The organism is Pseudomonas anguilliseptica (assembly GCF_021375795.1).
Taxonomy (GTDB): Bacteria; Pseudomonadota; Gammaproteobacteria; order Pseudomonadales; family Pseudomonadaceae; genus Aquipseudomonas; species Aquipseudomonas anguilliseptica_A.
This window is the reverse complement of record NZ_JAEIOI010000007.1, coordinates 38,893-53,105: the sequence shown is the minus strand read 5'-3', so window position 1 is coordinate 53,105 and position 14,213 is coordinate 38,893. Positions and strand designations below refer to the sequence as shown.

The 14,213-nt window shown below is 60.8% G+C and carries 13 protein-coding genes; 7 read left to right on the top strand and 6 right to left on the bottom strand.

Annotated features, from left to right (window positions below; translation table 11 throughout):
* Positions 1 to 13: 13 nt before the first annotated feature.
* The 7 genes from acs to IOD17_RS18275 all read left to right on the top strand — a co-directional run bounded on the left by acs (position 14) and on the right by IOD17_RS18275 (position 9,049).
* Positions 14 to 1,951: an acetate--CoA ligase gene (acs, locus tag IOD17_RS18305; RefSeq protein WP_233686461.1), complete on the top strand. Its 1,938-nt coding sequence runs from the start codon at positions 14 to 16 to the stop codon at positions 1,949 to 1,951.
* 69 nt (positions 1,952 to 2,020) lie between these two features.
* Positions 2,021 to 2,899: an oxygenase MpaB family protein gene (locus IOD17_RS18300; protein ID WP_233686460.1), complete on the top strand. Its 879-nt coding sequence runs from the start codon at positions 2,021 to 2,023 to the stop codon at positions 2,897 to 2,899.
* A gap of 95 nt (positions 2,900 to 2,994) precedes the next feature.
* Positions 2,995 to 4,176: an acetyl-CoA C-acetyltransferase gene (locus IOD17_RS18295; RefSeq protein WP_233686459.1), complete on the top strand. Its 1,182-nt coding sequence runs from the start codon at positions 2,995 to 2,997 to the stop codon at positions 4,174 to 4,176.
* Positions 4,177 to 4,287: 111 nt separating this feature from the next.
* A complete protein-coding gene (locus tag IOD17_RS18290) occupies positions 4,288 to 5,304 on the top strand; it encodes a class I SAM-dependent rRNA methyltransferase (RefSeq protein WP_233686458.1) in 1,017 nt (338 codons plus the stop codon).
* 102 nt (positions 5,305 to 5,406) lie between these two features.
* Positions 5,407 to 8,415 (top strand): DUF748 domain-containing protein, encoded by a 3,009-nt coding sequence (locus tag IOD17_RS18285; RefSeq protein ID WP_233686457.1) that lies wholly within the window; start codon positions 5,407 to 5,409, stop codon positions 8,413 to 8,415.
* Positions 8,416 to 8,429: 14 nt separating this feature from the next.
* On the top strand, positions 8,430 to 8,726 hold the full coding sequence (locus IOD17_RS18280) for a DUF2845 domain-containing protein (protein WP_233686456.1): 297 nt from the start codon (positions 8,430 to 8,432) through the stop codon (positions 8,724 to 8,726).
* Positions 8,727 to 8,749: 23 nt separating this feature from the next.
* Positions 8,750 to 9,049, top strand: a complete 300-nt coding sequence (locus IOD17_RS18275; RefSeq protein ID WP_233686455.1) for a DUF2845 domain-containing protein — start codon at positions 8,750 to 8,752, stop codon at positions 9,047 to 9,049.
* A gap of 57 nt (positions 9,050 to 9,106) precedes the next feature.
* Here IOD17_RS18275 and IOD17_RS18270 read toward each other — a convergent pair whose 3' ends face one another.
* The 6 genes from IOD17_RS18270 to rbfA form a co-directional block, all read right to left on the bottom strand.
* Positions 9,107 to 9,304, bottom strand: a complete 198-nt coding sequence (locus IOD17_RS18270) for a CsbD family protein (RefSeq protein WP_233686454.1) — start codon at positions 9,302 to 9,304, stop codon at positions 9,107 to 9,109.
* Positions 9,305 to 9,368: 64 nt separating this feature from the next.
* Complete coding sequence (locus IOD17_RS18265; RefSeq protein ID WP_233686453.1) at positions 9,369 to 9,737, bottom strand: BON domain-containing protein; 369 nt, start codon at positions 9,735 to 9,737, stop codon at positions 9,369 to 9,371.
* A 297-nt stretch (positions 9,738 to 10,034) separates the two neighbouring features.
* Positions 10,035 to 12,140 (bottom strand): polyribonucleotide nucleotidyltransferase, encoded by a 2,106-nt coding sequence (gene pnp / locus IOD17_RS18260; protein ID WP_233686452.1) that lies wholly within the window; start codon positions 12,138 to 12,140, stop codon positions 10,035 to 10,037.
* A 207-nt stretch (positions 12,141 to 12,347) separates the two neighbouring features.
* Entirely contained in the window at positions 12,348 to 12,617 is a 270-nt protein-coding gene (gene rpsO / locus IOD17_RS18255) for a 30S ribosomal protein S15 (RefSeq protein WP_042554902.1), read from the bottom strand.
* A gap of 204 nt (positions 12,618 to 12,821) precedes the next feature.
* Positions 12,822 to 13,742 (bottom strand): tRNA pseudouridine(55) synthase TruB, encoded by a 921-nt coding sequence (truB, locus tag IOD17_RS18250; RefSeq protein WP_233686451.1) that lies wholly within the window; start codon positions 13,740 to 13,742, stop codon positions 12,822 to 12,824.
* 4 nt (positions 13,743 to 13,746) lie between these two features.
* Positions 13,747 to 14,154 (bottom strand): 30S ribosome-binding factor RbfA, encoded by a 408-nt coding sequence (rbfA, locus tag IOD17_RS18245; RefSeq protein WP_233686450.1) that lies wholly within the window; start codon positions 14,152 to 14,154, stop codon positions 13,747 to 13,749.
* Positions 14,155 to 14,213 lie beyond the last annotated feature (59 nt).

Here is a 14,213-nt window from a genome sequence, read left to right as displayed (position 1 = left end):
ACAAGGACCCGCCATGTTCGAAATCACTCGCCACCCCGTGCCCGATGCAGTGCGCCAACGCGCCCACCTGGATAACGACGACTACCTGCGCTTGTACCAGCAGTCGATCGAGCAACCGGAAACCTTCTGGGCCGAGCAGGCCAAGGCCTTTCTCGACTGGAGCAAACCCTGGGACAGCGTGCAGCAGGGCGACCTGCTCAGCGGCTCGGGCTCCTGGTTCAAGGGCGGGCAGCTGAACGTCAGCTACAACTGCATCGACCGCCACCTGCAGCAGCGCGGCGAGCAGATCGCGCTGATCTGGGAAGGCGACAACCCCAGCGAATCGGCACATATCACCTACAAGAAACTGCACCACAACGTCAGTCGCCTGGCCAACGTGCTGAAAAGCCGTGGAGTGAAAAAGGGCGACCGAGTGTGCATCTACATGCCGATGATCCCCGAGGCCACCTACGCCATGCTCGCCTGCACGCGCATCGGTGCGGTGCATTCGGTGGTGTTCGGCGGTTTCTCCCCCGACGCGCTGCGTGACCGTATTCTGGATGCCGATTGCCGCACGGTGATCACCGCCGATGAAAGCGTGCGCGGCGGCAAGTACGTGGCGCTCAAGGCCAACGTCGACAAGGCGCTGCAGAGCTGCCCGGCCGTCAGTACGGTGGTGGTGGTCGAGCGTACCCAGGGCGAGATCGACTGGGTCGACGGCCGCGACATCTGGTATCACGAAGCCTTGCGTGAAGCCTCCGGCGACTGCCCACCGGAGCCGATGGACGCCGAGGACCCGCTGTTTATCCTCTACACCTCAGGCAGCACAGGCAAACCCAAGGGCGTGCTGCACAGCACTGGCGGCTATCTGCTAATGGCGGCGATGACCCACAAGTACGTGTTCGACTACCACGAAGGCGATGTCTACTGGTGCACCGCCGACGTCGGCTGGGTCACCGGGCACAGCTATATTGTCTACGGCCCGCTGGCCAACGGCGCGACCAGCCTGATCTTCGAGGGTGTACCCAATTACCCCACCGCCTCGCGCTTTTGGCAGGTGATCGACAAGCATCAGGTAAACATCTTCTACACTGCGCCCACCGCCCTGCGCGCGCTGATGCGTGAGGGCAGCGGCCCGGTCGAATGCACCGAGCGTAACAGCCTGCGCCTGCTCGGCAGCGTCGGCGAGCCGATCAACCCGGAAGCCTGGGAGTGGTATTACAACGTGGTCGGCGAGCGCCGCTGTCCGATCGTCGACACCTGGTGGCAAACCGAAACCGGCGCCATTCTGATCACCCCACTGCCCGGCGCCACCGACCTCAAACCCGGCTCGGCGACCCGGCCATTTTTCGGCGTGCAGCCGGTGCTGCTGGATGAACAGGGCAAGGAGATTGAGGGGGCTGGCAGCGGCGTACTGGCAATCAAGGACAGCTGGCCGAGCCAGATCCGCAGCGTTTACGGCGACCATCAGCGGATGATCGACACTTATCTGAAGCCCTACCCCGGTTACTACTTCAGCGGCGACGGCGCTCGCCGCGACGAGGACGGTTACTACTGGATCACCGGGCGGGTGGATGACGTGATCAATGTCTCCGGCCACCGCATCGGCACCGCCGAGGTGGAAAGCGCCCTGGTGCTGCATGACGCCGTCGCCGAAGCCGCCGTGGTCGGTTACCCGCACGACCTCAAAGGCCAGGGTATCTATGCCTTCGTCACACCGATGAACGGCGTGGAAATCAACGACGCGCTGAAACAGGAGCTGTTAGCCCTGGTTGGCAAGGAAATCGGCAGCTTCGCCAAGCCCGAGCTGATCCAGTGGGCGCCTGGCTTGCCGAAGACCCGTTCGGGCAAGATCATGCGGCGCATCCTGCGCAAGATCGCCTGCAACGAGCTGGAAAACATGGGCGACACCTCGACTCTGGCCGACCCTACAGTCGTGGACGGTTTGATCGAACAGCGCCTGAACCGATAACCGCGCCAGGTGTAGGGTGGATCGCTAAAGCGCGATCCACCCTACACCTGCAAGCGAACAGCCTATTCCATGGAATTTCTCCGTCGTCGTATTGAAGGCCAGGTCCTTAGTCTGAGCGGTATCGCCCTCGGCCAGATCGACTTCGAAAACCCCAAGGGCGACCCCGGCCTGTTTGGCCCGGACTCGGTGAGCTGGCAGGTACACGGCGACTTCACCAGCATGCTGATTGGCGGCATCAGCGCCCTGCTTCTGCAAGCCCTGCACCCTCTGGCCTTGGCCGGCGTGTGGGATCACTCGAACTTTCGCGAAGACCTGCTCGGCCGCCTGCGCCGCACCGGGCAGTTTATCTCCGGCACCACCTACGGTTCGCGCGCCGACGCCGACTGGCTGATCGACAAGGTCAAAACCATTCACCTGAAAGTCACAGGCACCGCTCCGGATGGCCGCGCCTATGCAGCCAGTGACCCGGCGCTGCTGACCTGGGTGCATGTGGCCGAGGTGCACAGCTTTCTCCAGGCCCATCTGCGTTACCGCAATCCAGAGCTGAGCGAGGCCGATCAGGATCGCTACTACGCGGAAATTGCGCTGATCGCCGAACGCCTGGGTGCGACCCAGGTGCCGCGCTCGCGCTCCGAGGTCGCGGCCTACCTGGCCGATATTCGCCCACAATTGCTCTGCGACGAACGCTCACTGGAAATTCTGCGCATCCTGCTTAACGCACCAGCCCCCAGCGCCCTAGCCGCACCGGCGGCCAAGCTGCTGATGCAGGCCGGTATCGACCTGCTGCCGGCTTGGGCCCAGCAGATGCTCGGCCAGCAGATCAGCCCGGCGCACAGCCGAGTGATCTACAGCGGCGTGCATAGCCTGGCCCCCGTGCTGCGCTGGGCAGTACGCGGCGGCGCGATCCACCGCGCGCGCAAACGTTTGCAGTTGCCACCGCGCGGCTGACCGGCCGGTTCGCGTGCTGGCCGTAAACAAAGCCGCTGTGCCACCATAGCGACCTTTCGCGGCCAGCCGCGCCTGTCATTTGTGAGGATCGCGTTATGCAAGACGTCGTCATCGTTGCCGCCACCCGCACCGCCATCGGCAGCTTCCAGGGTTCGCTGGCAAATATCCCGGCACCGGAACTGGGCGCAGCGGTAATCCGCCGCCTGCTGGAACAGACCGGCCTGGACGGCGCGCAGGTCGACGAAGTGATCCTTGGCCAGGTACTCACCGCCGGCAGCGGGCAGAACCCGGCACGTCAGGCAGTGATCCTCGCTGGCCTGCCGCACGCCGTACCCGCTCTGACCCTGAACAAGGTCTGCGGCTCGGGCCTGAAAGCCCTGCACCTGGGCGCTCAGGCGATCCGCTGCGGCGACGCCGAGGTGATCATCGCCGGCGGCATGGAGAACATGAGCCTGGCCCCCTACGTGATGCCTGGCGCGCGCACCGGCCTGCGCATGGGCCACGCCAAGCTGGTCGACACGATGATCACCGACGGCCTGTGGGACGCCTTCAACGACTACCACATGGGCATCACCGCCGAGAATCTGGTGGAGAAATACGAGATCAGCCGTGAAGCGCAGGACGCCTTCGCCGCCGCCTCGCAGCAGAAGGCCGTGGCCGCCATCGAAGCCGGGCGCTTTGTCGATGAAATCACCCCAATCCTGATTCCCCAACGCAAAGGCGACCCGGTGGCTTTCGCCACCGACGAGCAACCACGCGCCGGCACCACCGCCGAGTCCCTGGGCAAACTGAAACCGGCGTTCAAGAAGGATGGCAGCGTCACCGCCGGCAACGCCTCCAGCCTTAACGATGGTGCCGCCGCCGTGCTGCTGATGAGCGCAGAAAAGGCCAAGACCCTGGGCCTGCCGGTGCTGGCGAAGATCGCCAGCTACGCCAACGCGGGCGTCGATCCGGCGATCATGGGCATCGGCCCGGTCTCGGCGACCAAGCGCTGTCTGGAGAAAGCTGGCTGGCAACTGGCCGACCTCGACCTGATCGAAGCCAACGAAGCCTTCGCCGCCCAGGCTCTGTCGGTGGGCAAAGAGCTGAACTGGGATGCCAGCAAGGTCAACGTCAACGGCGGCGCCATCGCCCTCGGCCATCCGATTGGCGGCTCCGGCTGCCGCGTACTGGTCACCCTGCTGCACGAGATGATCAAGCGCGACGCCAAGAAAGGCCTCGCCACTCTGTGCATCGGCGGCGGTCAGGGCGTGGCACTGGCCATCGAACGGGCCTGAAACTGTTGACCTTGTGGGAGGGGCTTTAGCCGCGAGCTTGCTGAATCAAGCCCCTCCCACAGAAAAGCGCAGTGGTAAACTGCGCGCCTTCCTCACTCCGAGTCGCCGTGCATGCCCGCTCTCGATCAGGCGCTGCGCGCCGCCCTGCATAACCGTCAGAACCTGCTAGCCGAACTGCATCAGCAAGGTACTGACTGCTATCGCCTGTTCCACGGCAGCCAGGAAGGTGCCGGCGGCCTGACCATCGACCGTTACGGCCTGCAACTGCTGGTGCAGAGTTTTCACCAGAGCCTGAGTCGCAACGAGCTACTGCAGCTGGCCGAGCAATGCCAGGCCAGCCTTGGCGAGCAATTGCTGCTGGTATACAACGACCGCTCCCAGGGCAACTCGCGCATTGATCGCAGCGACCCGGTCTACCAGGCCGAGCCGGCTGCACTGGAAGACCTGATCGGCCATGAATGGGGCCTCAATTACCGCGTACGTGGCCGCCATGCTGGGCAGGACCCGCTGCTGTTTCTCGACCTGCGTAACGCCCGTGGCTGGGTCAAAGTGCACAGCGCCGGTAAATCCGTACTCAACCTGTTCGCCTATACCTGTGGCGTCGGTTTGAGCGCGGCGGCCGGCGGCGCGCGGGAAGTGGTCAACCTGGATTTTGCCGAAGGCAACCTGGCCGTCGGCCGCGAGAATGGCGCACTCAACCCGCAGCTGGCTCCCATGCAATTTGTGCAATCGGATTATTTCCCGGCGATTCGCCAACTGGCCGGCTTGCCTATAAATGCGCGGCGCGGGCAGAAGCTGCCGCACTATCCGCGCCTTGAGCAACGCCAGTTCGACCTGGTACTGCTCGACCCACCGGCCTGGGCTAAAAGTGCGTTCGGCACCGTCGACCTGCTGCGCGATTATCAGAGCCTGCTCAAGCCGGCGATCCTCGCTACCGCCGAGAACGGCGTGCTGATCTGCTGCAACAACCTGGCAAAGGTCGCCCTCAGCGATTGGCGCGAGCAGGTGCTGCGCTGCGCGGAAAAACTCGGCCGTCCGGTGCGCGACTGGCAAGTGCTGCCGCCAGCCAGCGACTTCCCCTCGCAGGATGGTCAGCCACCGCTGAAGACCCTGATCCTGCAGTTCTGACGCCCCCGCCAGCGTGAAGAAAATCCCCGCGTAGAGCCTCTGCGGAACTGCGCACGCGTGCCATACTCCAAGGCACTTCTCGTCGGGACAGATGACGTTCATATGCTTAAAGGAATAAAGCGCGCTGCCAGCGCCATTGCCATCGCCGTTGCTCTCTACAGCCTGCTTGGCTTTCTGATTCTGCCCGGTATCGGCCTGCGTATCGCCAATCAGCAACTGGCGCAGTACGCCGCGGTACCGGCGTCCCTGCAACGTCTGCAACTCAACCCGTTCAGCCTCGAAGTCAGCCTGTGGGGCCTGCAGATTGGCGAAGCCGAACAGCAGCAGATCGCCTTTGAACGCCTGTATGCCAACCTGCAACTCGACAGCCTGTGGAGCGGCATGCTGAATCTGGCCGACATCGAGCTGGACAAGCCGCACAGCGAAATTCTCTTCAGCCAGGATGGTCAGCTCAACCTGACGCAACTGTTCAAGCTACCCGCCAGCCCGCAGCCGGCTGCCGAAGAGCCGGCTGGAGACCCCTTCCCACTGCGGATTGCGCGGATCAAGCTGAGTGGCGGCAACGTGCATTTTCAGGATCTGCGCCCTAGCGAACCCATCGAGTTTCTCTACGACGACCTCAACCTCGAGCTGTTCAATCTCAGCACCCTGCCCGATGACAATGCCGACATGAGCCTGGTGGCCACCGGCCCTACCGGCGGGCGGATTGACTGGAGCGGGCGCATCAGCCTGGTGCCGATCAGCTCCAGCGGCAGCCTGAAAGTCACCGACGGCAAGCTGAAAGCCTTCTGGCCCTATGTACGTGATGCCGTACCGCTGGTTCTGGAAGATGGCAGCATCAACCTCAGCAGCGATTACAGCCTGAACCTGGCCAAAGGCACCGAATTGCTGTTGAGCAACACCCAGCTCAACCTCAGCAGCTTTGCCATCAAGAGCCCGGCGGACAAACCGCTGCTGCGCCTGGCCAGCCTGGATATCAGCGAAACCAGCATCGACCTGGCCAAGCAGCAGGTCATCGTCGGCAAGATTCGCAGCCAAGAGCTGGAAACCTGGGCCGCCCGCGAAGCCGACGGCCAGCTCGACTGGCAAAAGCTACTGGCCAGCCAGCCCGCCAAGCCAGCTCCAGCTCCAGCTCCAGCTCCAGCTCCAAATGAGGGTGGCGCAGGCTCCACTGCAACGACAGAACCCGAGCCGATAGCTGAGACCTCCGAGGCGCCAACTACACAGCAAGCCGCGGCGCCACAAACCGCCAGCGCAGCGCTCCCTGAGGAGCCGAGCAAGCCCTGGCAAGTGATCCTGCGCGATGTGCAACTGCGCGACTATCAGGTCCACCTGGCCGACCGCGCCGCCGGGCAGGACGTGAAAATCGATCTGGCACCACTCAATCTCGACCTGAGCGACTTCGACAGCCTGGGCACCTCGCCCTTCACCCTCAAGCTCGACACTGGCGTGAACAAAACCGGGCAGATCAAGGCGGCAGGCCAGGTACAACTGACCCCGACCACGGCCAAGTTGCAGGTGGTCACCCGTGATATCGACCTGCGCCTGGCGCAGGCTTATCTGAGCCCCTTCGTACGCCTGGAACTGCGCAGCGGCAAGCTCGGCAGCGACCTGGCGGTTGACCTGAAAAGCGTCGAACCGCTGACCTTCAGCATTGCCGGGCAGGCCGAAATCAACCAGCTGCACACCCTCGACACCCTCAAGGACCGTGATTTCCTCAAATGGCAGCAGGTGCTGGTGGAAGGTCTCGATTATCAACATGGCAAAGGCTTGGTGATAAGCCAGGTCAAGCTACAGCAGCCCTACGTACGCTTTATCATTAACGAAGACCTGACCACCAACATCAACGACCTGCTGGTGCCCCAGCCTGCCAGCAGCAAACCGGCCAGTGCCGCAGCTGAAAAGCCACTTCCGATCCGCATTGGCGGAATCAGCATCAAGGACGGTTCGGCCAACTTTGCCGACTTCAGCCTGCGCCCCAACTTCGCCACGGCCATCGGTCAACTCAACGGCCAGATCGGTACCCTGGATAACCAGAGCCCGAAAGCGGCCAGCGTGGATATCCAAGGCAAGGTCGATAAATACGCACCTGTCAGCATCAAGGGCAAACTCACCCCGTTTGATCCGCTGAACAGCCTGGATATCGCCACCAGCTTCAAAAATGTCGAGCTGACCACGCTCACGCCCTACTCAGGCAAGTTCGCCGGTTTCCGTATTCGCAAGGGCAGACTCAACCTCGACCTGCACTACCAGATCGAGAAAGGCAACCTCAATGCCGAGAACAAGTTGCTGCTGGAAGACCTGCAACTGGGCGAGAAAGTCGACAGCAAGGATGCCATGGACCTGCCGATCCGCCTGGCCGTGGCACTGCTCAAAGACACCAAGGGCAATATCGAGATCCAGCTACCGGTACAGGGCAACCTCAACAGCCCGGAATTCAGCGTGATGCCGATTGTCTGGCAAACCCTGCGCAATCTGGTGCTGCGCGCGGCTCAGGCACCGTTCAAGTTTATCGGCGGGCTGGTCAGTGGCGGCAGTGATGTCGATCTCAGTACCGTGCGTTTCAGCGCAGGTGGCAGCGTGCTTGACGATAATGCACAGAAGACCCTGGACACCCTGGCCAGCGCCTTGAAGGAGCGCCCGACCCTGCGTTTGGAAATCGAAGGCATGAGCGCCCAGAGCAGCGATGGCCCACCATTGGCGGCCGAACGACTGGAGCGTGAATACCAGAGCACCTGGTACAAGATCCTGCAGCGCCGTGGTGACAAGGTGCCCGCAGACCCGAGCGAACTGCAGGTGGATGAGGACGATAAAGCCGTGCTGCTTGAAGGCATCTACCGCGCACGCCTGAAACAGCAGCCGCCAGCCGAGTGGGCCAACCTGGCCGATGAGGAGCGCCACGCGAAGATGCGCGAAGGCGTGCTGCAATCCTGGTCGCAAAGCGGCCTGCTGCAACGTCAGCTAGCTCAAGCGCGCGCCGCCGAGATCAAGAGCTACCTGGTTGAACGGGGCGGCCTGGCGGCAGAACGTATCTACCTGCTGGATGTCAATATGGCACAAGCCGACGCCGATGGACGCGTCGCCACCACTCTGCATCTGGGTAGCGAATAAGGTAGACGAAGTTGATGCGTACACGCTCCGTAATCTCGCTGCTCGCCTTGAGCGCAGCCAGCACCCTGGCGCAAGCTGAAACGCTGCGCTGCGGCAGCCAGTTGGTCAGCCTGGATGACCGCCGTTTCGAGGTACTGCAAAAGTGCGGCGAGCCGGCTTTTCGCGATTTGGTAGGCTACTCTCTCGGCCCCAATGAACGGCGCGAATACCAGATCGAGGAATGGGTCTACGGCCCGGATAACGGCATGCTGAGCATCCTTACGTTCGAAGGCACGCGCCTGCGCGCCATCGAACGCCGTCGAAGCCGCTAATACTTGCCATGGAAAGCCCACTGATGAAAAAACTACTTTGTAGTCTGCTGATATTGTTTCCACTGGGCGCCCATGCCTCATCCACCCTGCGCTGCGACAGCGGCTTGATCAGCCTGGAGGACTCGACCAGCGTAGTCACCAGCAAATGTGGTGAGCCCATCAGCCGAGAGTTTGTTGGCTACCGAGAAGTGCTTGATGCCTATGGTTTTCGTAACGAAGTAGCCGTGGAAGAATGGGCCTATGGCCCGCGCAACGGCATGTACCAGTTTCTGCGCTTCGAGGGTAATCGCCTGGTCAAAATAGAAAGTAAGCGCGGCAGATAATCCCGACAGCCACTAAAAAGCCCCGCTGATAAGCCAGCGGGGCTTTTTTATGCCTGCTTACAGCTTATTGCTGAAATCCCGCAGCTCATCCTGAGCCTTTTCCTTGGTCCAGCCGTAACGTTCCTGCAGCTTGCCTGCCAGGTATTCGCTATGGCCCTCAGCTACATCCAGATCATCGTCGGTCAGGTTGCCCCAACGCTCCTTGATGTGGCCATTGATCTGCTTCCACTTGCCTTTGATGATATCGGCATTCATTACGCTGTCCTCGTCGTTGAGTGGCGGCCAGACACTGTTACCGTGCCTGGCACACATCCATGGATTACTGGGCGGTTTCCAGGGCTTCGGCGGCTACAGCCTTAACACCTTTGATCTCTCCGGCCTTGGCGATCGCCAGGTCACGCTCAGCCGAGCTGGCCACAATACCGGACAGTGCCACTACCCCCTGATTAGTCTCGACCTTGATGTCGAGGCCGCTCAGGTTGCTATCGGCCAGAAAGGTCGATTTCACTTTGCTGGTGATCCAGGTATCGGAAACCGCATCTTCGGCCTTATCCATCGTTTCACTGGCAGCCAGCATCAGTGGTTGAGCGCTAGGAACACCAGCGGCCAAAGCCGGTCCGGCGAGCAGTACACTCAGAGCGGTGGCGGTCATGGCGGTTACAGCAAAATGCTTGATTGGCGTTTTCATGGGTAAAGCCTCCTGCGTTTACTGAACAATCTGCAAGCCACTACGAGCTGCAGCCTCCCCAGTACTATCGCAAGCGCTGTGCCAACCCGATAAATTTAAATTTATTTATAAATATCAATAACTTATAAATAAATCAGAACAGCTTGATTCGTGCAATCTGCATGTTCGACCTTACCGCGCAAGGCATATTGCACGACACCTGTGGTCGCACAGCAGCATGGTCGCCCGGAGCTTTTTGCAGGCAAAAAAAGAGGGCCCCTGAGGGCCCTCTTTATGCAGCGCAAAGCGACTCAGCGATTAGACGCCCGAAGCCTTGGCAGCAGCAACGTCCTTGATGGACAGCTTGATACGGCCGCGGTTGTCCACGTCCAGTACCAGTACTTCAACTTCCTGACCTTCTTTCAGCACGTCGGTGACCTTCTCTACGCGCGCATCGCTGAGCATGGAGATGTGCACCAGGCCGTCCTTGCCCGGCAGGATGTTGACGAAGGCACCGAAGTCGACGATGCGCTCGACCTTGCCAACGTAGATCTTGCCAATCTCGGCTTCCGCGGTGATGCCCAGAACGCGCTGACGCGCTGCTTCTGCAGCTTCCTTGGTTTCGCCGAAGATCTTGATCGAGCCGTCGTCTTCGATGTCGATCGATGCCTTGGTTTCTTCGCAGATGGCACGGATGGTCGCGCCACCTTTGCCGATCACGTCGCGAATCTTGTCCTGGTCGATCTTCATGGCGATCATGGTCGGTGCGTTGGCCGACAGTTCGCTGCGGGACTGAGCAATGACCTGGTTCATCTGGCCGAGGATATTCAGGCGCGCTTCCAGGGCCTGGCCCAGAGCGATTTCCATGATTTCTTCGGTGATGCCCTGGATCTTGATGTCCATCTGCAGCGCGGTCACGCCATTGGCGGTACCGGCCACTTTGAAGTCCATGTCGCCCAGGTGGTCTTCGTCACCGAGGATGTCGGTCAGAACAGCAAATTTCTCGCCTTCTTTAACCAGACCCATGGCGATACCGGCAACCGGTGCCTTCATCGGTACACCAGCGTCCATGAGGGCCAGGGAAGCACCGCAGACGGATGCCATCGAGGACGAACCGTTGGACTCGGTGATTTCCGATACCACGCGGATGGTGTACGGGAACACGTCGGCGGCCGGTAGCATGGCCTGCACCGAACGACGGGCCAGACGACCGTGACCGATTTCGCGGCGGCCGGTGGCGCCCATGCGACCACACTCACCGACCGAGTACGGCGGGAAGTTGTAGTGCAGCATGAAGGGGTCTTTCTTCTCGCCTTCCAGGGTGTCGAGCAGCTGCGCATCACGGGCGGTACCGAGGGTGGCAACGACCAGGGCCTGGGTTTCGCCACGGGTGAACAGAGCCGAACCGTGGGTCTTGTCCAGTACGCCGACTTCGATGTTCAGGCCACGTACGGTACGGGTGTCACGGCCATCGATACGCGGTTTGCCGTTAACGATGTTCTCGCGCACGGTGCGGTATTCGATTTCACCGAAAGCGTCTTTGACTTCACCAGCAGACGGCTGGCCTTCTTCGCCGGAGAACTTGGCAACCACCTGATCTTTCAGCTCGCCCAGACGCGCATAGCGGTCCTGCTTGATGATGATGGTGTAGGCCTTGGAGATTTCCTCACCAAACTCACTGCGGATAGCATTGAGCAGCGCGGTGTTTTCCGCTTTCGGCTGCCAGTCCCAGGTCGGCTTGGCGGCTTCGGCGGCCAGCTCGGATACGGCTTTGATCACAGCCTGGAATTCGTCGTGGGCGAACAGTACGGCGCCCAGCATCTGGTCTTCGGTCAGCTCTTTGGCTTCCGACTCAACCATCAATACGGCGTCCTTGGTACCGGCCACGACCATGTCCAGGCTGGAAGCCTTGAGTTGCTCGTAGGTCGGGTTCAGCAGGTAGCCGGTTTCCGGGTGGAAGGCCACGCGCGCGGCACCGATCGGGCCGTTGAACGGGATGCCGGAGATGGCCAGGGCAGCCGAGGTACCGATCATCGCAGCGATGTCCGGATCGGTCTTCTTGCTGGTGGAAACCACGGTGCAAATGACCTGCACTTCGTTCTGGAAACCTTCCGGGAACAGCGGGCGGATCGGACGGTCGATCAGGCGCGAAGTCAGGGTTTCTTTTTCGCTCGGGCGCGCTTCACGCTTGAAGAAACCGCCAGGGATCTTGCCGGCTGCGTAGGTTTTTTCCTGGTAGTGCACGGACAGCGGGAAAAAGCCTTTGCTTGGGTCGGCAGTTTTTGCGCCGGTGACAGCAACCAGTACGGTGACGTCATCGTCAACGGTGACCAGTACTGCGCCGGAGGCTTGACGGGCGATGCGGCCCGTTTCGAGGGTAACGGTCGATTGACCGAACTGGAACTTCTTGATTACCGGGTTCACGGTGTTTTCCTTCTCTTTGTTGCCCTTGGGGAAAGCGTTTCTTGCAGCCGTTGCTCAGCATGTGAACAGACGGGTCTTACAGAATGAGTGGGCGGTTACGGGAATCGGACCCGCTATCGTCCAAAACAGCCAAAGCAGAAAAGCAAAAGCTGGAAGCAGGGTAAACCCCACTTCCAGCTTCGGCAGTCAGCTACGCGTAAGCATTGCTTAGCGACGCAGACCCAGGCGACCGATCAGGGCGCTGTAACGACTGGTGTCTTTACCCTTCAGGTAGTCCAGCAGCTTACGACGCTGGTTAACCATACGGATCAGACCACGACGGCTGTGGTGATCTTTACCGTTGGCCTTGAAGTGGCCTTGCAGCTTGTTGATGTTGGCGGACAGCAGTGCAACTTGCACTTCCGGGCTACCGGTGTCGCCTTCAGCTTGCTTGTAGTCGTTAACGATCTGGGCTTTTTCTTCAACGCTGAGTGCCATGGGGCAATCCTCTCAGTTAGGCAACTGCCGAAACAGTCGCAATAGGCCAGGAATCGCTTCCCGTGTTTTTAAAATGAGGTATGACCGCGCCTATTAACAGCCACCCTCGATACACGCAGACCAGAGCCGAAACCCCTGCCTGCGCTACGGTCTTACTGACCGAATCCAGCACCACAGGCCAGAAGCCTGCAGCAGCAACCCAGGCTAGGCCTTGGTTGAAATCAATCGACGCGGCGCAATACGCCCGTCTTCGCTCACTTCACCGATACCGATAAAGCGACCGTTGTGATCTTGCACCCGAACCATGCCGAACTTCGGCGCTTCCGGGGCACGTACCGGCTGACCTTGCAGCCAGTAGAACGAACTGTGCTCGGAAAACTGCAGCAATGGCCAATGTTGCAAGCCGCTGTCGACCGGTTGCAGGAACTGATCAACCGCTTCGTTGCCACCTTCAGCGTGCACCCGCTCCAGCTCTTCGAGCGTTACGGTGCGGCTCAGATCGAAGGGACCCGCTTTGGTTCTACGCAGCTCTGCAACATGTGCACCGCAACCCAACAGGTGGCCAATGTCCTCGACCAGGGTGCGAATATAGGTGCCTTTGCTGCAGTCAACCGCCAGGCGCGCTTGCTCCGCCTCGCAGTCCAGTAATTCCAGGCGCGCAATAGTAACAGAACGCGGCTCGCGCTCCACTACTTCGCCAGCACGGGCAAGCTTGTAAAGCGGTTGGCCATCACGCTTGAGCGCCGAGTACATCGGCGGTATCTGGCTGATTTCACCACGAAATTGTGGCAGCAGCGCTTCGATATCGGCGCGACCAACGGTCACCGGACGACGCTCCAGCACCTCGCCTTCAGCATCGGCGGTGGTGGTGGTGATGCCCAGTTGCATCAGGGTCTCATAGCCCTTGTCAGCATCCAGCAGGTACTGGGAGAACTTGGTCGCTTCACCGAAGCACAGCGGCAGCACGCCGGTGGCCAGCGGATCAAGGCTACCGGTGTGCCCAGCCTTCTCGGCATTGAGCAACCAGCGCACCTTCTGCAATGCGGCGTTGGAGCTAAAGCCCTTGGGCTTATCCAGCAGAATGATGCCGTCGACGGCACGACGAATACGTTTGACCTGAGCCACGCGCTTACTCCTTGGCCTCGGTGGGTGCATCGTCATGCTGACGGTCTTCGCTGACGGCACGCTCGATCAGTGCCGACAGCTGCGCACCGCGAATCACGCTCTCGTCATAGTGGAAGCGCAGGTGCGGTACGCTGCGCAGCTTCATTGCGCGACCCAACTGCATACGCAAAAAGCCGCTGGCATCGTTAAGCACCTTGATGCTCTGCGCCACGCTGTCCACACCTTCCTGCGACTCACCCCCCATAACGGTGACGTACACCTTGGCATGGCTGGAGTCACGGCTGACGTCCACAGCGGTGATGGTCACCAAACCACCCAGGCGCGGGTCTTTGACTTCCATGCGGATCAACTGCGCCAACTCGCGCTGTATCTGGTCGCCGATGCGTTGAGCCCGGCTGAATTCTTTGGCCATTTGTACTACCTTCACTCGCCACGCTGCCGCAAAAAGCAGCGGACCTAAAAGCGGCAAAC